The 19,774-nt window shown below is 69.8% G+C and carries 12 protein-coding genes, 1 tRNA gene and 1 rRNA gene; 2 read left to right on the top strand and 12 right to left on the bottom strand.

What is annotated here, in order from left to right:
* Positions 1-160: 160 nt before the first annotated feature.
* The 9 genes from ACZ4XD_RS10880 to ACZ4XD_RS10840 form a co-directional block, all read right to left on the bottom strand.
* Complete coding sequence (locus tag ACZ4XD_RS10880) at positions 161-631, bottom strand: Dps family protein (protein ID WP_468040465.1); 471 nt, start codon at positions 629-631, stop codon at positions 161-163.
* A 193-nt stretch (positions 632-824) separates the two neighbouring features.
* Positions 825-1,208: a helix-turn-helix domain-containing protein gene (locus tag ACZ4XD_RS10875; protein WP_018092941.1), complete on the bottom strand. Its 384-nt coding sequence runs from the start codon at positions 1,206-1,208 to the stop codon at positions 825-827.
* A 94-nt stretch (positions 1,209-1,302) separates the two neighbouring features.
* Positions 1,303-1,839 carry a CinA family protein gene (locus tag ACZ4XD_RS10870; RefSeq protein WP_328548242.1) on the bottom strand — a complete coding sequence of 179 codons (537 nt, stop codon included), beginning with the start codon at positions 1,837-1,839 and terminating at the stop codon, positions 1,303-1,305.
* A complete protein-coding gene (gene pgsA, locus ACZ4XD_RS10865; protein ID WP_468040462.1) occupies positions 1,836-2,486 on the bottom strand; it encodes a CDP-diacylglycerol--glycerol-3-phosphate 3-phosphatidyltransferase in 651 nt (216 codons plus the stop codon). Before pgsA ends, ACZ4XD_RS10870 begins: the two co-directional genes overlap by 4 nt.
* Positions 2,483-3,973: a 30S ribosomal protein S12 methylthiotransferase RimO gene (rimO, locus tag ACZ4XD_RS10860; protein WP_468040460.1), complete on the bottom strand. Its 1,491-nt coding sequence runs from the start codon at positions 3,971-3,973 to the stop codon at positions 2,483-2,485. The genes pgsA and rimO overlap by 4 nt, the downstream gene beginning before the upstream one ends.
* Positions 3,974-4,076: 103 nt before the next feature.
* On the bottom strand, positions 4,077-4,886 hold the full coding sequence (locus tag ACZ4XD_RS10855; protein ID WP_468040458.1) for a helix-turn-helix domain-containing protein: 810 nt from the start codon (positions 4,884-4,886) through the stop codon (positions 4,077-4,079).
* Positions 4,887-5,110: 224 nt separating this feature from the next.
* Positions 5,111-7,876 carry a DNA translocase FtsK gene (locus ACZ4XD_RS10850; RefSeq protein WP_468040456.1) on the bottom strand — a complete coding sequence of 922 codons (2,766 nt, stop codon included), beginning with the start codon at positions 7,874-7,876 and terminating at the stop codon, positions 5,111-5,113.
* Between the two features lie 92 nt (positions 7,877-7,968).
* On the bottom strand, positions 7,969-8,628 hold the full coding sequence (locus ACZ4XD_RS10845) for a response regulator (RefSeq protein WP_042159926.1): 660 nt from the start codon (positions 8,626-8,628) through the stop codon (positions 7,969-7,971).
* 255 nt (positions 8,629-8,883) lie between these two features.
* Positions 8,884-14,391: a HAMP domain-containing protein gene (locus ACZ4XD_RS10840; protein WP_468040453.1), complete on the bottom strand. Its 5,508-nt coding sequence runs from the start codon at positions 14,389-14,391 to the stop codon at positions 8,884-8,886.
* Positions 14,392-14,652: 261 nt separating this feature from the next.
* On the opposite strand from ACZ4XD_RS10840, the gene ACZ4XD_RS10835 reads away from it, so the two are divergent.
* Together ACZ4XD_RS10835 and ACZ4XD_RS10830 are read left to right on the top strand one after the other, a co-directional pair.
* On the top strand, positions 14,653-17,322 hold the full coding sequence (locus tag ACZ4XD_RS10835) for a SpoIIE family protein phosphatase (protein ID WP_468040451.1): 2,670 nt from the start codon (positions 14,653-14,655) through the stop codon (positions 17,320-17,322).
* A gap of 143 nt (positions 17,323-17,465) precedes the next feature.
* Complete coding sequence (locus ACZ4XD_RS10830; RefSeq protein ID WP_468040448.1) at positions 17,466-18,512, top strand: YncE family protein; 1,047 nt, start codon at positions 17,466-17,468, stop codon at positions 18,510-18,512.
* Between the two features lie 67 nt (positions 18,513-18,579).
* Here ACZ4XD_RS10830 and ACZ4XD_RS10825 read toward each other — a convergent pair.
* The 3 genes from ACZ4XD_RS10825 to rrf all read right to left on the bottom strand — a co-directional run bounded on the left by ACZ4XD_RS10825 (position 18,580) and on the right by rrf (position 19,627).
* Positions 18,580-18,655, bottom strand: a tRNA-Thr gene (locus tag ACZ4XD_RS10825).
* A 63-nt stretch (positions 18,656-18,718) separates the two neighbouring features.
* Positions 18,719-19,396, bottom strand: coding sequence for a DegT/DnrJ/EryC1/StrS family aminotransferase (locus ACZ4XD_RS10820; protein ID WP_468040445.1), 678 nt, complete (start codon positions 19,394-19,396; stop codon positions 18,719-18,721).
* 114 nt (positions 19,397-19,510) lie between these two features.
* A 5S ribosomal RNA gene (gene rrf / locus ACZ4XD_RS10815) occupies positions 19,511-19,627 on the bottom strand.
* Between the last annotated feature and the right edge of the window lie 147 nt (positions 19,628-19,774).

Below are 19,774 nucleotides of genomic sequence, written 5' to 3'. Positions count from 1 at the left end.
CTCCGGCCGACGCTAGACGGGCCCCGCCGCCCGGCGGGAGGGCGCACCGGGGCGTTTCCGGCGCGCGGCCGACCCCGCAAGCCCCGGAACGGCCCTCGACGCCGCCGGCCCTGTCGGACACGCCCGAGAAGCCCGGGGCCTCAGCGCACGCCGCCGTACGTCACTGGGCCTCGGCCTGGAACATCCAGTGGTGCTTCTCCAGGTCCGCGGTCAGCCCGATGAGGATGTCCTGGCTGACCGGGTCCGCCTCCGCGGTGGCGAGGATCCGCTCGCGCATCCGGCCGATGACCGCGCTCAGCGCCTCCACCATCGCCCGCACCACGTCGCCGTCCTTGATCCAGCCGTCCTTGACCTCGCCGATGCCGCTGGTCTTGGCGACGGTGACCGCCCGCCCGTCAGGAGAGACCCCGATCGCCGCCGCCCGCTCGGCCACCGTGTCGGCGTGCTGCCGTCCGCTGGCGACCACCTCGTCGAGCTGGAGATGTACGGAGCGGAAGCGCGGCCCGATGACGTTCCAGTGCACCTGCTTCGCGACGAGGGAGAGATCCACCAGGTCGACGAGGGCTCCCTGAAGGGCGTTGCCGACGATGCCGCGGTCCCCGTCGGACAGTGTGCTCTTGACGACAGACATCCAGGCACTCCTTTTCGGGCGATTTATCCGATTTAGCCATCGTATAAATGAATCGCCCGTTCCGAGCTGCCCGAACGGTCCGGCCGAGCGCCCGCCCGCCCCGGATCCACCGCGCACCCCCGCCCCCGTACGGACAGCACAAAGCCCCGGCAGGCTGCGCCTACCAGGGCTTCGATGCGTACGAACAGGGGTGTCAGGCCGCGACGACATCCACGACGTCTGCCGGGGACTTGATGGTCACGCGGTCCTCCGGCACACCGGCCAGGGACGTGACGGACACCGAATTGAGCTTCGGCCGTACCGGTGCGGGCACCGGGTCGCTCGCGGCCGCGGACGCTGCCAGCTCGGCGAGCGCCAGCTCATCGCTGACCTCCCGCATGAGCTCGGACATCCGCACATCCAGCGCGTCACAGATCGACGAGAGCAGCTCGGAGGAAGCCTCCTTCTGCCCCCTCTCCACCTCGGACAAATAGCCGAGCGATACCCGGGCGGAGGAAGAGACCTCGCGCAGGGTTCGGCCCTGGCGCTGACGCTGTCGGCGCAGCACGTCACCCAGCAGGCGACGAAGCAGAATCATCGCTGGCTCCCTCCTCGGACCTCGGATCCGGATCCTTCTCGCCCCACCGTACCGCCTCGGGCGGTACCAGTGCCGGGCGCAAGTACGTGTTCACTCAGGGCTGCAAACATCCATTCCCCCCGTGTTGTTCCGTATCCTGTGCCCGCGTATTTTCTGTCAGTTCGCTCAACAACAGTGCGAGCACGGCGCGAATGGTGTCCTGGCGGATCCGGTCACGATCCCCCGCCAGCGACAGCCGGCGCACCGCTCCGGCACCGTCCGGTCCCTGCACCGCCACGAAAACGGTGCCCACCGGATGCCCGTCCTGCGGATCGGGGCCGGCCACACCCGTGGTCGCCAGGCCCCAGTCGGCGCCCAGCACCCGCCGCGCACCGCTCGCCATCTGCCGGGCGACCTCGCCGTCCACGGCGCCGCGCGCGGCCAGCAGGGCGCCGTCCACGCCCAGCACCTCGCGCTTGACCTCGGTCGCATACGCGGTGACCGAGCCCCGGACCACCCGTGAGGCCCCCGGGACCGCGGTCAGCGCGCCCGCCACCAGGCCGCCGGTCAGCGATTCGGCCACGGCCAGACTCTGTCCCCGCCCGGCCAGCATCTCCAGCGCCCCGGCGGCGGCAGAACCCGGCCCGCTCACCGGCCCGCGTCCCGCTCGGCGCGCACGGCCCGCTCCCGGGCCAGCCCGGCCCGGCGCAGCACCACGGCCTGCCGGACGTAGTCGAGTCCGGTGACGACGGTCAGCGCCACCGCCACCGCCATCACCCACCAGCGGAACGTGGCCAGCGGACCGGTCAGCACCAGGACGTACATCCCGACCGCGGTGCCCTGCGCCAATGTCTTGATTTTGCCGCCACGACTGGCCGGAATGACCCCGTGCTTGATCACCCAGAACCGCATCAGTGTGATGCCGAGCTCCCGGAAGAGGATCACGCCGGTCACCCACCAGGGCAGATCACCCAGCACCGACAGACAGATCAGCGCGGCACCCATGATCGCCTTGTCCGCGATCGGGTCGGCGATCTTGCCGAAGTCGGTGACCAGGTTGTACGCCCGCGCCAGATGCCCGTCGAACACATCGGTGATCATGGCGACGGCGAACGCGGCCCAGGCGAAGACCCGCCAGACCGGATCCGTTCCGTCGTCGTGCATCAGCAGCAGCACGAAGGCCGGGACCAGCACCAGCCGCAGCATCGTCAGGACGTTGGCGATGTTCCACAGCCCGGCCTGCCGGACGGCCGGCGCCGTGCGCGGGCCACCAGCTGCGGATGCCGGGACTCCGGTCATCTGGCCGCCTCCTCGGTACACCCCGTGCCCTCCACCGACAGCACCTCCGCGACGAGGTCCACCCCCTCGCTCGCGACCACCTTTGCTTCGACCATACGACCGGGCTCCGGTTCCCGGTCGGTCGACAGCAGGGTGACGCCATCGGTCTCCGGGGCCTGGTGCGCGGCCCGCCCGACGACACCGTCCTCGTCGTCGGTCCGGTCGACCAGCACCCGCACCGTCTCGCCGATCCGCTCCTCGGCGCGCTGCGCGGTCAGCTCCTCCGCCAGCCGCGAGACCCGCGCCAGCCGCTCGGCGACCACGTCCGGGTCGACCTTGTCCTCGTACGAGGCGGCCTCGGTGCCGTCCTCGTCGGAGTAGCCGAAGACGCCGATGGCATCGAGCCGGGCCTCGGTGATGAAACGCTCCAGCTCCGCCAGATCGCTCTCGCTCTCGCCGGGGAAGCCGACGATGAAGTTGGAGCGGGCGCCGGCCTGCGGCGCCTTGGTGCGGATCGTCTCCAGCAGCTCCAGGAAGCTGTCGGTGCCGCCGAAGCGCCGCATCGCCCGCAGCACACCGGGCGCCGAGTGCTGGAAGGACAGATCGAAGTAGGGCGCGACCTTGTCGGTGCCGGTGAGCACGTCGATCAGGCCGGGCCGCATCTCCGCGGGCTGGAGATAGCTGACCCGGATCCGCTCGATGCCGTCGACGGCCGCCAGCTCCGGCAGCAGCGTCTCCAGCAGGCGGATGTCGCCGAGGTCCTTGCCGTAGGACGTGTTGTTCTCGGAGACCAGCATGATCTCCTTGACGCCCTCACCGGCCAGCCAGCGCGTCTCCCCGAGCACATCGGAGGGCCGGCGGGAGATGAAGGAGCCGCGGAAGGACGGGATGGCGCAGAACGAGCAGCGCCGGTCGCAGCCGGAGGCCAGCTTCACCGAGGCGACGGGGCTCGCGTCCAAGCGGCGGCGCAGCGGCGCCCGCGGTCCGGACTTCGGTGCGACACCCTCGGGCAGGTCCTCGGGGGCCGAGGCCAGTGCGTCCCCGTGGCCGGGCAGCGCCACTCCGTCGGCCTGCTGGCGCTCGGCCGGGCTGATCGGCAGCAGCTTGCGACGGTCGCGCGGCGCGTGGGCCTCGACGTTTCCGCCGCTCAGGATGGTCTGGAGCCGGCCGGAGATATCGCTGTAGTCATCAAAGCCGAGCACCCCGTCCGCCTCGGGCAGCGCCTCGGCGAGCTCCTTGCCGTAGCGCTCGGCCATGCAGCCGACGGCCACCACGGCCTGGGTTCTGCCATGATCCTTCAGATCGTTGGCTTCCAGCAGGGCATCGACGGAGTCCTTCTTGGCGGCCTCGACGAAGCCACAGGTGTTGACGACGGCGACATCGGCATCGGCGGCTTCCTCGACGAGCTCCCAGCCGTCCGCTGCCAGGCGGCCTGCGAGCTCCTCCGAGTCCACCTCGTTACGGGCGCAGCCAAGAGTGACAAGGGCGACGGTACGGCGTTCGGGCATAGGGCTCAGCCTACTTTGTCCCGGCCACCCCCTTGGCGCGCAGGTCTCCGCCGCCGGTCCCGGACCCCGGGGCCGGGCGGCGGACGCCCTCTGGCAAGGGCACTCAGCCCGCCTGGGGGTCCCCCGGCGTGTAGCTGAGCCGCTCGACGGTGCCCTTCTCGCCGACCTGCTTGACCTCCTTGCCGTTGACGTACAGCTGCACGGCTCCGGCGTTACCGAGGACCAGGTCGATCCGCTTCTTGTCGGTGATGGTCTTGGACTCGCCCTGCTTGAGCAGACCGTCCTCCAGGAGCTTGCCGTTGGCGTCCTTGGCGGAGATCCAGCTCTGGCCGTCGCGGGCGGTCACCTTGATCGTGACCTTGTCCTTCGGCAGTCCGGCGACGGCGCTGTCGGAGGGCTCGGGGTCGGGCTTGAGGGGCGGCTTGATCGTGGAGGGATGGCGGGTGGGCGCCGGCGCCTTCGCATGGGCGTCACCGGCCGCGACCGGGCCGCCGTTGCTCTTGTCGCCGCCCGTGAAGAGCGTGAAGCCGGCGAATCCGACCACGGCGACGATCGCCGCGACCATCGCCGCGGTCCAATTGGGGCGGCGCGGCTCGGAGCGGATCCGTTCGGCTTCGAAGAGCGGCGCGGCGGGGGTCGGCGCGGGCCGGCCGCCGTGCTCGGCGTCGAACTGGTCGATCAGGGGTCGGGAATCGAGGGATACGGCACGGGCGAGCGCCCGGATGTGCCCCCGGGCGTAGACGTCGCCGCCACAGCGGGAGAAATCGTCCTGCTCGATCGCGTGCACGAGAGGGATGCGCACCCGTGTCGTCGTACTGACCTCTTCGACGGTCAGTCCCGCTCCGATACGGGCCTTCTGGAGGGCAGCACCGACGGAAGGCCGGTCTGCTTCGGGGGAGTTGCCGATGGACACGGAGGCGCCTTTCGAGCGTGTAGCCACCTGCTGGAAGTTCAGTCTAGGGGTGGGGCGAAAGGGTCGGGCAAGCGGGAGAGCGGACTTTGTACGCCATCGGAACGCCGTCGGCGGTGCCCTCGGGCTGGATGGTGCGGCATCGTTCCCTCATCTCCCTCAACTTGACGTCTCGGCAGCAGAAACGGTTGCTTTCTTCTTCCGTACGGGTGACCCGGATGGCTGTGCTACTCGGTAGCCTCCCCCCGGATCACCGCCAGCACTCCGTCCAGTTCATCAGGCTTCACAAGAACGTCACGAGCCTTGGAACCCTCGCTCGGCCCGACGATGTTCCGCGACTCCATCAGGTCCATCAGCCGGCCGGCCTTGGCGAAGCCCACCCGCAGCTTGCGCTGGAGCATCGACGTCGACCCGAACTGGGTGGAAACCACCAGCTCAGCGGCCTGACACAGCAGATCGAGGTCATCGCCGATGTCCTCGTCGATCTCCTTCTTCTTCGCCGTGCCGACCGTGACGTCATCGCGGAAGACGGGCGCCATCTGGTCCTTGCAGTGCTGGACGACGGCCGCGACCTCCTCCTCGGTCACGAACGCGCCCTGCATGCGCACCGGCTTGTTGGCGCCCATCGGCAGGAACAGCCCGTCGCCCTTGCCGATCAGCTTCTCGGCGCCCGGCTGGTCGAGGATGACCCGGCTGTCGGCGAGCGAGGAGGTGGCGAACGCGAGCCGGGAGGGCACATTGGCCTTGATCAGGCCGGTGACCACATCGACGGAAGGCCGCTGGGTGGCGAGCACCAGGTGGATGCCTGCCGCGCGGGCGAGCTGGGTGATGCGGACGATCGAGTCCTCCACGTCCCGCGGCGCGACCATCATCAGGTCCGCCAGCTCGTCCACGATGACCAGCAGGTACGGGTACGGCGCCAGCTCGCGCTCGCTGCCCTCGGGGGAGCTGACCTTGCCGCTGCGCACCGCCTCGTTGAAGTCGTCGATGTGCCGGAAGCCGTAGGCCGCAAGATCGTCGTAGCGCAGGTCCATCTCGCGCACCACCCACTGGAGCGCCTCGGCGGCGCGCTTGGGGTTGGTGATGATCGGCGTGATCAGATGCGGGATGCCCTCGTACGCGGTCAGCTCGACGCGCTTGGGGTCGACCAGCACCATCCGGACGTCCTCCGGCGTCGCCCGCACCATCACCGAGGTGATCAGACAGTTGATGCAGGAGGACTTACCGGAGCCGGTGGCACCGGCCACCAGGATGTGCGGCATCTTCGCCATGTTGGCCATGACGTAGCCGCCCTCGACGTCCTTGCCGAGCGCCACCAGCATCGGATGCTCATCGCCCGCCGCGTCCGCCAGCCGCAGCACATCGCCGAGGTTGACCATCTCGCGGTCGGTGTTGGGGATCTCGATGCCGACCGCGGACTTGCCGGGGATCGGGCTGATGATGCGGACATCGGGGCTGGCCACCGCGTAGGCGATGTTCTTGGCCAGGGCGGTGATCTTCTCGACCTTGACGGCCGGGCCGAGCTCGACCTCGTAGCGGGTGACCGTCGGGCCCCGGGTGAAGCCGGTGACCGCGGCATCGACCTTGAACTCCTGGAAGACCGTGGTCAGCGCGGTCACTATGGCGTCGTTCGCGGCGCTGCGGGTCTTGCCGGGCCCGCCCCGGGAGAGCAGGTCGAGCGAGGGCAGCGAGTAGGTGATGTCGCCGGCCAACTGGAGCTGCTCGGCGCGGGCCGGCAGCGCGCCCGAGGGCTCGGGCGGCGCCTTGGTGAAGTCCGGCACGGCCGGGGTGCGCTCGTTCGCGGCCGGCTCCGGCTCCGCGCCGCGGGCCGGCGGCACCGTGCCGCTCTCCCCCGCGGTGTCCTCGCCGTCGCGGCCCCGGCGCTCCCCGGAGATGCTGCTGCTGAGGCCGGCGACGAGCGGTGACGGCTGGACGCCGTGCAGCACCGCGCCGTCCAGCGCGGCGGCGGCCGCGGCGGCGACATCCACCGCGTCCATCGGCCGGGTCGGGTCGGACTGCGCGGAGGCCCGCCGCGGCCGGCGCCGCTTGGCCAGTGCCGCTTCCTCTATCGCGTCCGGGTCGTGTGCGGCCGGTGCGGCGGCGCTGCGGCGCGGCTTGCGCACGGGCTGCTCGCGCCACTCCTCCGCGTACTCCTCGACCTCGTCGTGGTCCGCCTCGGGATGCACCACGCCCAGCTTGATGCCGAGCGCCCGCAGCCGCTGCGGGATGGCGTTCACCGGGGTCGCGGTGACCACCAGCAGCCCGAAGAGGGTCAGCAGCGCCAGCAGCGCCACCGCCAGGGTCTGTCCGACGGTGAAGATCAGCGGCTTGGACGCGACCCACCCGAGATAGCCGCCGGCGTCCTGTATGGCGGCCAGGCCGTTGTCCCGGCCCGGGGAGCCACAGGCCATCGCGACCTGCCCGAGGACGCCGACCACCAGCGCGGACAGCCCGATCACGATCCGGCCGTTGGCCTCCGGCTGCTCGGGGTGCCGGATGAGGCGTACGGCGATGCCGCCCAGCAGTATCGGTACGACCAGATCGAGCCGGCCGAACGCGCCGGTCACCAGCAGCTCGACGAGGTCGCCGACCGGGCCGCTGAGGTTCGACCAGGTGCCGGCCGCGATCACCAGTGAGAGCCCGAGCAGCAGCAGCGCCAGCCCGTCCTTGCGGTGCGCCGGATCGAGGTTCTTCGCGCCACGGCCCACCCCGCGGAACATCGCCCCGATGCCGTGCGCGAGCCCCAGCCAGCAGGCGCGGGCGAGACGGTAGACCCCACCGGTGGGTGACGGCGCCGGTTTGGGAGCGGCCTTCTTGGCGGCGGCCCTCTTGGCCGGTGCCTTCTTCGCTGCCGCCGCCTTCTTGGCCGGCGGCTTCGCGGGGGCTTTCTTCGCGGCGGCCTTCTTGGCGGCGCCGCCCGCGGTCCGTCCGGCGCGCTGCTTCGAGGGGCCCGCCGTGCTCTGGGTTCCCTTGCCGGACGTACGTGAGGCCATGGCGACGAGATTACAGGCGAACGCAGGCATGACACGAGCGCACGGCGCTTCACCCGAACGTGTCGCGCGCCCGTCTCATGAAGGGGCGTCAGTCACCCCGCGACGCTGCCCGACCCCGGCTCCAGGGCGTCCAGCGCCCTGCGCAGTCCGGTGAGTTTGCGCTCCAGATGCGCCGCGGTGGCGACCGCCGCCGCGTCCGCCGTCTCGTCCAGCTGCTTGGACAGCGCCTCGGCCTGCTCCTCGACCGCGGCCAGCCGCGCGGACAGCTCGGCGAGCAGCCCCGCGGACTCCCGCGCCTCGTCGGCGCTCGGCCGGCCGCCCTCCAGCTGAAGCCTCAGCAGGGAGGCCTGCTCCCGCAGTTGGCAGTTCTTCATGTACAGCTCGACGAAGACCGAGACCTTGGCGCGCAGCACCCACGGGTCGAACGGCTTGGAGATGTAGTCCACCGCGCCGGCCGCGTACCCGCGGAAGGTGTGATGCGGGCCGTGGTTGATGGCCGTGAGGAAGATGATCGGGATGTCGCGGGTCCGCTCGCGCCGCTTGATGTGCGCGGCGGTCTCGAAACCGTCCATGCCCGGCATCTGCACATCGAGCAGAATCACCGCGAAATCGTCCGTGAGCAGTGCTTTGAGCGCTTCCTCCCCGGACGATGCCCGCACCAGTGTCTGATCGAGCGCGGAGAGGATCGCCTCCAGCGCCAGCAGATTCTCCGGCCGGTCATCGACCAGGAGGATCTTGGCCTTCTGCACCATGGCCCGTCCTCCTCGCCCCGGCATCGAACCGGACGCCGCCCCAGGGGACGACTCCGTCACGCCGCCCGTCCTTGTGCCGGTCATGGTAGCTGCACCCCGCCTGTCGCCACACCCTGTCACCGCGATGTCACTGTGCACGTTGCAGAAACGCAGACAGGGACCAGAAGGTTCCCCGGATCCCACGCTTCCACACGTCCGCGGCAACACTGAGTCAGCACGCGATGATCCCCTTTCCCCTCCATACTGGACGCTCCGTCACTCCGCCCGCATCCATTGCTCCATGACCGACAACAGATGATCGGTATCCACCGGCTTGGTCACGTAGTCGGAGGCCCCGGAGTCGATGCTCTTCTCCCGGTCGCCCTTCATCGCCTTCGCGGTCAGCGCGATGATGGGCAGTCCGGCGAACTGCGGCATCCGGCGGATCGCCGCCGTGGTCGCATAGCCGTCCATCTCCGGCATCATGATGTCCATCAGGACCAGCACGATGTCGTCGTGCTGCTCCAGGACCTCGATACCTTCCCGTCCGTTCTCCGCGTAGAGCACCGACAGCCCGTGCTGTTCCAGGACGCTGGTGAGGGCGAAGACGTTGCGGATGTCGTCATCCACGATCAGCACCTTCTCACCGTGGAAGCCGCCCTCGAAGGCCGGGTCCACCAGATCCTGGCCGTTGCCGAGCCAGGGCTCCTCCGCGGGCTGCTGGGGAGCGGGCTGCGGCGGCGCCGGTGGCGCCTGCTGCGGCGCCGGGGCCGGCTGCTGCCGCCCGGAGAGCTCGAAGCGCCGCGGGGTCCCCTGAATCGCCCGGCGGCGGCGCCGGTTGAGGCTGGAGCCCTGCTCGTGCTCCTGCTGCTCCTCGGCCTCCTGCTGCCCGACCTCCGTCTCCCGCGCCTCCGCGTCCATCGCGATCCCGCCGGCCACCAGCTGCGGATAGCCCTGCGGCGGCAGCCCGCCCGGGTTGTGCGGCAGGTAGAGGGTGAACGTGGAGCCGCGGTTCGGCTCACTCGCGGCATGGATCTCGCCGCCCAGCAGCCGGGCGATCTCCCGGCTGATGGACAGGCCCAGGCCGGTACCGCCGTACTTGCGGCTGGTCGTGCCGTCCGCCTGCTTGAACGCCTCGAAGATGACCCGCATCTTGCTGGAGGCGATGCCGATGCCGGTGTCGGTCACCGAGAAGGCGATCATGTCCGCGTCCGGGTCGCGCAGCGAACCGTGCTCCAGCAGCTGCTCCCGGATGGCCACCGGGACATCCGCGCCGGCCGGCCGGATCACCAGCTCGACGGCGCCGCTGTCGGTGAACTTCACCGCGTTGGACAGCAGATTGCGCAGCACCTGGAGCAGTCGCTGCTCGTCGGTGTGCAGCGTCGCGGGGAGCTCCGGGGAGACCCGTACGGAGAAGTCGAGTCCCTTCTCCGCGGTCAGCGGCCGGAAGGTGGCCTCCACGTAGTCGACGAGCTGGACCAGCGCGATGCGCGTCGGGCTGACGTCCATCTTTCCGGCCTCGACCTTGGACAGGTCGAGGATGTCGTTGATCAGCTGGAGCAGGTCGGAACCGGCGCCATGGATGGTTTCGGCGAATTCGACCTGCTTCGGGGAGAGATTCCCCTCGGCGTTATCGGCCAGCAACTTGGCCAGAATCAGCAGGGAGTTGAGCGGCGTGCGCAGTTCGTGCGACATGTTCGCCAGGAACTCCGACTTGTAGCGCATCGAGACCGCGAGCTGCTCGGCGCGCTCCTCCAGGACCTGCCGCGCCTCCTCGATCTCGGTGTTCTTCACCTCGATGTCGCGGTTCTGCGCGCGCAGCTGCTCGGCCTTCTCCTCCAGCTCGGTGTTGGACAGCTCCAGCGCCTTCTGCCGGCTCTCCAGCTCACCCGACCGCTCCTTGAGCTGCTCGGTCAGCTCCTGCGACTGCTTGAGCAGCACCTCGGTCTTGGTGTTCACCGAGATGGTGTTGACGCTGGTCGCGATCATCTCGGCGATCTGGCTGAGGAAGTCCTTCTGGATCTGGGTGAACGGCTGGAAGGACGCCAGCTCGATCACCCCGAGCACCTTGTCCTCGAACAGCACCGGCAGCACGATCACATTCGCCGGCGGTGCCTCACCCAGCCCGGAGGCGATCTTGAGATAGCCGGACGGGACGTTCTCCACCAGGATCGTGCGCCCCTCCTCCGCGGCCGTGCCGATCAGCGTCTCGCCCGGCCGGAAGGTCGTCGGCATCCCGCCCATGGCGTAGCCGTACGAACCCATCAGCCGCAGCTCGTACGCACCGGCCTCGCCACCGTCCGCGCCGATCTCCTGGCTGTCGGGCTGCGCGGCGAGGAAGAACGCGCCGTGCTGGGCGGAGACCGCGGGCGACAGCTCGCTCATGATGAGCGTGGCGACGTCCTTGAGGTCGCGCCGGCCCTGCATCAGACCGGAGATCCGGGCGAGGTTGCCCTTGAGCCAGTCCTGTTCCTCGTTGGCGAGGGTGGTCTCGCGGAGCGTGGAGATCATGGTGTTGACGTTGTCCTGGAGCTCCAGGATCTCGCCGGCCGCGTCCACGTCGATACGGACGTTGTGATCGCCGAGGGTGACCGCCGCGGCGACCGCGGCGATGGCCCGGACCTGACGGGTCAGGTTGCCCGCCATCTCGTTCACCGATTCGGTCAGGTCCCGCCAGGTGCCGGCCACACCGCGCACCTGCGCCTGCCCGCCCAGCTGGCCTTCCGTACCCACCTCACGGGCCACCCTGGTGACCTGTTCGGCGAAGGACGAGAGCTGATCGACCATCGTGTTGATGGTGGTCTTCAGCGCGAGGATCTCGCCCCGCGCATCGATGTCGATCTTCTTGGTCAGATCACCCTTGGCGATGGCGGTGGTGACCATGGCGATGTTGCGGACCTGGCCGGTCAGGTTGTTGGCCATCGAGTTCACGGACTCGGTGAGGTCCTTCCACGTACCGGCGACGCCGGGGACGCGGGCCTGACCGCCCAGGATGCCGTCGGTGCCCACCTCACGGGCCACTCGCGTGACCTCGTCGGCGAACGACGACAGCGTCGTGACCATCGTGTTGACCGTGTCGGCGAGCTGCGCGACCTCGCCGCGCGCCTCGACCGTGACTTTCTTCGTGAGGTCGCCGTTGGCAACCGCCGCCGAGACCTGGGAGATGTTGCGCACCTGGATGGTCAGGTTGTTGGCCATCAGGTTCACGTTGTCGCTGAGGTCCAGCCAGATGCCGGTGGCACCCGGCACCCGCGCCTGACCGCCCAACTGGCCCTCGGTGCCCACCTCGCGGGCCACCCGGGTCACCTGCTCGGCGAACGACGACAGCTGGTCGACCATCGTGTTGACGGTCGTGACCAGTTCGAGGATCTCGCCCTTGGCATCGACGGTGATCTTCTTGGACAGATCACCGCGGGCCACCGCGGTCGTCACCTCGGCGATGTTGCGCACCTGCGAGGTCAGGTTGTTCGCCATGAAGTTGACGGACTGGGTGAGGTCCTTCCACGTACCGCTGACGCCCTGCACCTCGGCCTGGCCGCCCAGGATGCCCTCGGTGCCCACCTCACGGGCGACCCGGGTGACCTGCTCTGCGAACGAGGAGAGCTGGTCGACCATGGTGTTCAGGGTGTTCTTCAGCTCCAGGATCTCGCCCCGGGCGTCCACGTCGATCTTCTGCGACAGGTCACCGCGCGCGACCGCCGTGGCGACCTGCGCGATATTGCGGACCTGGGCCGTGAGGTTGCCGGCCATACCGTTCACGGAGTCGGTCAGATCGCGCCAGACACCCGCGACGCCCGGCACCTGCGCCTGACCGCCCAGCCTGCCGTCCGTACCGACCTCCCGGGCGACCCGGGTGACCTGCTCGGCGAAGGCGGAGAGCTGGTCGACCATCGTGTTGATGGTGTTCTTCAGCTCCAGGATCTCGCCGCGCGCGTCCACGTCGATCTTCTGGGAGAGGTCACCCCGGGCGACCGCCGTCGTCACCTGCGCGATCTGCCGCACCTGTGAAGTCAGGTTCCCCGCCATGAAGTTGACGGAGTCGGTCAGCTCCTTCCAGGTGCCGCTGACGCCGTCCACCCGGGCCTGGCCGCCCAGCCGGCCCTCCGTACCCACGTCCCTGGCCATCCGCGTGACCTGGTCGGCGAACGAGGACAGCTGGTCCACCATGGTGTTCACGGTGTTCTTCAGCTGGAGCATCTCGCCGGAGACATCGACGGTCACCTTCTGCGAGAGGTCACCGTTGGCCACCGCGGTCGTCACCTGGGCGATGTTGCGCACCTGCCCGGTGAGGTTGCGGAAGGCGGTGTTCACGGAGTCCGTGAGGTCCTTCCACGTCCCCGCGGCACCGGGCACCGCGGCCTGTCCGCCCAGCTCGCCCTCGACCCCGATCTCCCGCGCAACGCGCGTCACTTCGGCGCCGAACGAGGAGAGCTGACCCACCATCGTGTTGACGGTGTTCTTCAACTCCAGCATTTCACCGGCCACATCGACGGTGACCGTCTGCGAGAGGTCACCGTTGGCGACCGCCGTCGTCACCTGCGCGATGTCCCGCACCTGCGCCGTCAGGTTGCGGAAGGCGGTGTTCACCGAATCGGTGAGGTCCTTCCACGTGCCGGCCGCGCCCGGCACCTGCGCCTGACCGCCGAGCTGACCCTCGGCGCCGACCTCGTTCGCCACCCGCGTCACTTCGTCCGCGAAGGTCCGCAGCGTCTCGGTCATGGTGTTGATCGTGTCGGCCAGCTGCGCGACCTCGCCGCGTGCACTGACCGTGACCTTCTGCGACAGATCACCGTTCGCGACGGCGGTGGTGACCTGCGCGATCCCGCGCACCTGCGCGGTGAGGTTGCCGGCCATGAGGTTGACCGAATCCGTCAGGTCCTTCCACACGCCGGCGACGCCGGGGACCTGCGCCTGACCGCCGAGCTCACCCTCCGTACCGACCTCACGGGCGACCCGCGTCACCTCGGAGGCGAACGAGGAGAGCTGGTCGACCATCGTGTTGACGGTGTTCTTCAGCTCCAGCATCTCGCCGGAGACATGGACGGTCACCTTGCGCGACAGATCACCCTTGGCCACCGCCGTGGTGACGAGAGCAATGTCACGCACCTGGGCCGTCAGCCGGGACGCCATGGTGTTGACGGATTCCGTGAGGTCCTTCCACGAACCCGACATTCCGCGCACCCGCGCCTGGCCGCCGAGCTTGCCCTCCGTACCGACCTCACTGGCCACTCTCGTGACCTCGTCGGTAAAGGCGGAGAGCTGATCCACCAGCCCGTTGACGGTCCGGCCGACCTTCAGGAATTCACCCCGCAGAGGGTGCTCCGAAGAGCTGTCCGAACTGCGCGAACGCAGATCCATCCGCTGTTCCAGGTCGCCCTCGGAGACCGCCGACAGCACCCGCCCCACCTCGGAGACGGGCCGTACGAGGTCGTCGACCAGCGCATTCGAGGCGTCGATCGCCGCGGCCCAGGAGCCCTCGGCGGCGCCGACCTCCAGCCGTTCCGTGAGCTTTCCCTCACGGCCGACGACCCGGCGCACCCGCGTCAGCTCGCCCGTGAGATGCAGATTGCGGTCCGCGACCTCGTTGAAGACCGCCGCGATTTCCGACATGACGCCGTCGCCGGAAACCGTGAGCCGTTTGCGGAAGTTCCCGTCCCGCATGGCAACCAGTGCGACCAACAGCCGATTCAGCGCAGCCGTATCCACCTCGGTCGTCCCGTTGTTCCGGGATCGTCCGCCTTTCGCGCGTGTGCTTGCGCCCCGCGCCGCTGCGCCAGACTCCACGTTGTCCCTCCCGCAGGGTCGACCGTTCTACCCGGGCTTTCTCTTGATACTTGCCCAGTGTTTCACCATGGCTCAACCAGGCCATAACAGTTCGGCAGCATCGCACACCGTCCCGGTGCACGATTGGGGCGGAAACACACGTGACCGGCATCCTTGGGTGCGGCGAAGGTAAGTAACCTGGCATACGGCTGTCCACCGCCCCGGCCATCGACCACGGGCGGTGGGGCGAGCACAACAGGTATTCGGAGGGGCGCCGCGACCATGGGGGAGCAGATCACCGACACACGCATGAGGAGACCAGTGATCACCGCGCGGGCCGCCGCAACCTTCGAGCCGGTCGGGCGCTCCGTCGCCACTGCCCGTGCGTTCGTCCGCGACACCCTCCAGGGCTGGGGCTGCGCCGACATCGTCGACGACGCCGTCGTCCTGACCAGTGAGCTGGTCACGAACGCGGTGGTGCACGCCGGCACCGCCGCCGATGTGCTGTGTCTGCGCAACGACGGCGGAGTGAAGATCTCCGTCGCCGACCGCTACCCCGAACGGGAGATTCCGCTCCAGAACGCCGGGCAGATCGTCGTCCACCCCGACCGCGAGGGCGGCCGCGGCCTGCTGCTGTGCGGCGCGCTGGCCTCCCGCTGGGGCGTCGAGTACACCACCGCCCAGAAGCATGTGTGGTTCCAGCTCGATCTTCCCGAGCGCCCGGCCGGCACCCGCTCCGCGGGCCCCGCGCTGCCCGTGGACGCCCTCCCGGTCGCCGACGCCCGGGTCCGCGTCGCCGTGATCCAGATCGACCGCGGCGGCTGCATCAGCTTCTGGAACGAGGACGCCCAGGACCTCTTCGCCTACGACCCCGAGCAGGTCATCGGCAAACCGCTCACCGACTTCGCCGCCTGGCCGCACACCCCCGGCACCGGCACCGGCATCGCCGAGGCGCTCCAGCTGTCCCGCTGGGAGGGCTCCTACGGCATAAGGGGCGCCGACGGCCGGGTCGTCCCCGTCTACGCCTCCCACCTGCGCGTCCGCGACGCCGACGGCGAGGCCTCCACGGTCTGCCTCCTGGTGCGCGACCACGAACGCGCGATCCTCCAGAGCCCGCAGCGCACGCCCGCCCCGGACGCCGCCTCCCAGGCCGCCCAGGCAGAGGGACGCCCGTCCGACCCGTTCGAGGTCTTCATCGGCTCCCCGGCCCCGGACGACCTCGACGGCCTGCTCCAGCGCACCGTCGAACGCGCCCGCGACATGCTCGACGGCGACGCCGCCTATCTCCTCCTGGCCACCGACGACGAGACCGAACTGGAGGTCCGCGCCTCCACGGGCCTGCCCTCCGCCCGCCAGCGGTTCGCCCGCGTCCCCGTCGAGGCCGGATCCGGACGCTACGGCTCCGCCCGGATGCCCGCCGTCCACGAGGACCTCACCGCCGTCCCCGGCGCCGTCCCCCTCCTCAGCGGCACGGGCATGCGCTCGGTCGTCACCGTCCCCCTGAAGGTCGAGGGCCGGCTGACCGGCTCCCTCGGCGTCGCCGCGGAAGGCGCCGGCCGCTACACGAACGAGGAGGCACTGCGGCTCCAGTTCGCCGCCGACCGCATCGCCCTCGCCGTCGAACGCGCCCGGCTGACCGAGTTGGAGAAGCTGCGCCGCGGCTCCCTCTCCTTCCTCGTCGAGGCCTCCGACCTCCTGGCCGGCACCCTCGACCGCGATCAGACCCTGGCCCTGATGGCCCAGATGACGGTCCCCACCCTCGCCACGTGGTGCGCGGTCTACACCGTCGCCGACCCGGCCTCCGAGCCCGAACTCTCCTATGTCCTGCACGAGGACGAGGACCGGATCGACGGCCTCAAGACCCTGCTGATGAAGGTCGATCCCCCCGAGCCGGTGCCCACCCCCGGCGCGCGGGTGTGGACCGCCCCCGGCGACGCCGCCCACGACGCCGCACTGCGCACCTCGATGCGCAGCCTCGGCCTGGGCAACTCCGCCCGCCCGTCGACCGGTCCGGGCGCCACGCTCGCCACCGCCTCCGCCGTCGGCGGCGAGACCGTCGTGCTCCCCCTCGTCGCCCGTAACCGCGTCATCGGCATGCTCACCCTGGGCAAGCCCACCGAGGAGCACTTCCGCCAGGAGATCCTGGAACTCGCCGAGGACCTCTCCCGCCGGGCCGCGCTCGCCCTGGACAACGCCCGCCTCTACTCCGAGCGCACGGCCATCAGCCAGTCCCTCCAGCGCAGCCTGCTGCCCCCCGAACTCCCCGTCATCCCCGGCGTGGAGGTCGAGGTCATCTACCGCGCGGCCGGCGAGGGCAACGAGGTCGGCGGCGACTTCTACGACCTCTTCCCCATCCGCGACGGCGCGTACGGCTTCGCCATCGGCGATGTCTGCGGCACGGGCCCGGAGGCCGCCGCGGTCACCGGCCTGGCCCGGCACGCGCTGCGGCTGCTCGCCCGCGAGGGCTTCGGCGGCCCCGCCGTCCTGGAGCGGCTGAATGCCGCCATCCTCGACGAGGGCGCCCGTAGCCGCTTCCTGACGCTCCTCTACGGCGAGCTGTGGCCGCAGGACGACGGCAGCGCCGTACTCAAGGTCGTCTGCGCGGGCCACCCCCTGCCGCTCCGGCTGCGCCAGGACGGCACGGTCGAACCGGCCGCCGAACCCCAGCCGCTCCTCGGCGTCATGGACGACCTGGAACTCTACGAACAGACCGTCACCCTTGACCCCGGCGATGTCCTGCTGTGTGTCACCGACGGCGTCACCGAACGCCGCGAGGGCACCCGCATGCTCGGCGACGACGGCCTCACCGACGTCCTGACGACCTGTACGGGCCTCACCGCCGGCGCGGTCGCCGCCCGCGTGCTGCGCGCCGTGGAACGCTTCGCCGCCGAACCCGCCTCCGACGACATGGCCATCCTCGCCCTGCGCGTCCCCGAGTTCCAGGCCGGCTGACCCCGGGGCAGCGGCCTGTGTGATCCGGCTCACAGCCGTCCGGCCGCTGCCCCTGTCACCACCTGCACCCTTGCGTGCGGTGCAAGGCACCCTTGCCCGACTTGCACTGGAGTCATCCCCAACGGCCGCCCACGATACGGACCATGACTTCCACACCCGCCGGCAAGCCCGGCGACCTGCTCGCCGTCGTCAGCCAGACCGGTCCGACCGTCACCTTCTTCGACGCCGCCACTCACGAACGCCTGGACGTGCTGCCGGTCCCGCCGCAGCCCCACGAGCTCTGCTACGACCCCGACCACCGGCTGCTGTACTGCGCCAGCACCTACCGCTCCGGCTTCTACAACGCCCACCAGGGCCGGTCCCACCAGATCACCGTCATCGACGTCGACACCCGCAGCATCGTGGCGACCCTCGACACCGCCCCCGACCACGCTCCGCACGGCCTGGCCCTCGACCGTGCCCGCGGCCGGCTGTACGCCAGCGTGGAGGCCACCGACACCGAGCCCGGCGGCGTCCTGATCCTCGACACCCGCACCCACACCCGCCTCGGCCGCATCTCCACGATGGCCCCCGGCCCGCACTGGTTCGACCTCACCCCCGACGGACGGTACGGCTACGCCACCAACAAGGAAGCGCCGTTCGTCTCGGTCGTCGACCTGACACGCGATGAGTGCATCGGCCGCATCCCGGTCACCGGCAGCGAAGGGCTCACCATCGCCCCCGATGGCCGTCATGCCTACGTGGCGGCTCCGAAGGCCGACTTCACCGCCTCGCCCTCCGGGCCGACGGGCATCCACGTCATCGACACCGCCACCCACGAAATCATCCGCACCGTCCCCACCAAGGGCCAGGTCATGCCGGTCCACGCCACCTCGACCGGCCTGCTGCTGGCCGGCGAACTGCGCTCGGGCACCGCATCCGGCGGCTTCATGGACTCGCAACTCCCCGGAGTCCTGACCATCTTCGCCGCCGATACCCTCGCCCCCCTGGGTGAGGTCGAGGTCGGCCGGCTCCCCCTCACCATCACCTCCTCCCCCGACGGCCGCCTCGGCTATGTCTCCGCGAATCTCTCCAGCACCGTCACGGTCGTCGACCTCACCACGATGAGCCCGCTCGCCACCCTGGAAGTCGACCGCACCGACATCTCCGGCGCCCACGGCCTGGCCTATATCCAATCCCCGCAAAACTGACGCACATTGCGGCACCGCGTCCCAACACGACAAAGGCCCCCGCCATTTGGCGGGGGCCTTTGTCCTCTGGAGCCCCAATACGGAATCGAACCGTAGACCTTCTCCTTACCATGGAGACGCTCTGCCGACTGAGCTATTGGGGCGCGGCAACGGAATAGATATTACCGCAACTCGGCGGCAGGTTCGAACCGCACCCGGGCCACTCGCTAAAAGGCCGGCTGCAGCAACCCGCCCAGCGCATTGCACGCACCGACCATCTTGTGCAGCTCCCGCCGCGACATCCCCGCATGCACGGGCAGCGCCAGCGTCTCGTCCACCGCCCGCTCCGTCTGCGGCAGAAACACATCCCGCCGCAGCCCCGGCATGCGGTACACCGGAGCCAGCACCGGCACCCGGCACGCCACGCCCTTGCCCCGCAACGTCCGCGCGAACGCGTCCCGGTCCGGCCGCCCGTTGCCCGGCACCCGCACCACATACTGCTCGTAGGTGTGCCCCGCCGCCGGCGTCGGCGTCCCGACCCCGTTGAGCCTGCCGTCCAGATAGGCCGCATGCGCCCGACGCAGGTCCGCGCCCTCCGGGTCCGCCCCGGGCTCGTCCTCCACCAGCACCAGCAGACCGTGCCGCTGACCCACTTCACGGATCCAGCCGGCATCCGCCCGCCGCCCGAAGCGGTTGACCGCCACGACAGCGGCAGTCTGACTCGTCACCACGTCAGCCACGGCAGCCGGGTCGAGGCAGTAGCTGTCGCCGTCCACATCGGCGAACACCGGCACCGCGCCCAACTCCACCACGGCCCGGGCCACCTCGGCGCTGCCATACGCCGGCACCACGACCTCATCACCCGCACGCACACCGGCTGACTTGAGCGTTCCTACTGTCCGCATGACACGGATCCTGGTCAGCTGAGATGAACTTCGAGTTACACCCATCACCCGGGGGGCAGAACAAAAAAGCTCCGGTCCCTGAACCAGAGGTTCAGGGACCGGAGCTGAAAAATTGTTCGGCGGCGTCCTACTCTCCCACAGGGTCCCCCCTGCAGTACCATCGGCGCGGAAAGGCTTAGCTTCCGGGTTCGGAATGTAACCGGGCGTTTCCCTAACGCTATGACCACCGAAACACTATGAAGATGACAACCCGGCACAATCACAGGTCGTTACTTCAGAACCTACACAGTGGACGCGAGCAACTGAGGACAAGCCCTCGGCCTATTAGTACCAGTCAACTCCACCCGTTACCGGGCTTCCATATCTGGCCTATCAACC

The organism is Streptomyces sp. NPDC029466, from assembly GCF_055574515.1.
Note: the sequence above shows the minus strand (reverse complement) of the source record. Positions and strands in the feature narration are given on the sequence as shown.

What these genes read in the sequence shown, in the direction of transcription:
- pgsA (WP_468040462.1), bottom strand. Translation starts at nt 2,486, where the DNA reads ATGACCGGAGTCCCGGCATCCGCAGCTGGTGGCCCGCGCACGGCGCCG.
- ACZ4XD_RS10850 (WP_468040456.1), bottom strand. Translation starts at nt 7,876, where the DNA reads ATGGCCTCACGTACGTCCGGCAAGGGAACCCAGAGCACGGCGGGCCCC.
- ACZ4XD_RS10845 (WP_042159926.1), bottom strand. Translation starts at nt 8,628, where the DNA reads ATGGTGCAGAAGGCCAAGATCCTCCTGGTCGATGACCGGCCGGAGAAT.
- ACZ4XD_RS10875 (WP_018092941.1), bottom strand. Translation starts at nt 1,208, where the DNA reads ATGATTCTGCTTCGTCGCCTGCTGGGTGACGTGCTGCGCCGACAGCGT.
- ACZ4XD_RS10820 (WP_468040445.1), bottom strand. Translation starts at nt 19,396, where the DNA reads ATGCGGACAGTAGGAACGCTCAAGTCAGCCGGTGTGCGTGCGGGTGAT.
- rimO (WP_468040460.1), bottom strand. Translation starts at nt 3,973, where the DNA reads ATGCCCGAACGCCGTACCGTCGCCCTTGTCACTCTTGGCTGCGCCCGT.
- ACZ4XD_RS10830 (WP_468040448.1), top strand. Translation starts at nt 17,466, where the DNA reads ATGACTTCCACACCCGCCGGCAAGCCCGGCGACCTGCTCGCCGTCGTC.
- ACZ4XD_RS10835 (WP_468040451.1), top strand. Translation starts at nt 14,653, where the DNA reads ATGGGGGAGCAGATCACCGACACACGCATGAGGAGACCAGTGATCACC.
- ACZ4XD_RS10880 (WP_468040465.1), bottom strand. Translation starts at nt 631, where the DNA reads ATGTCTGTCGTCAAGAGCACACTGTCCGACGGGGACCGCGGCATCGTC.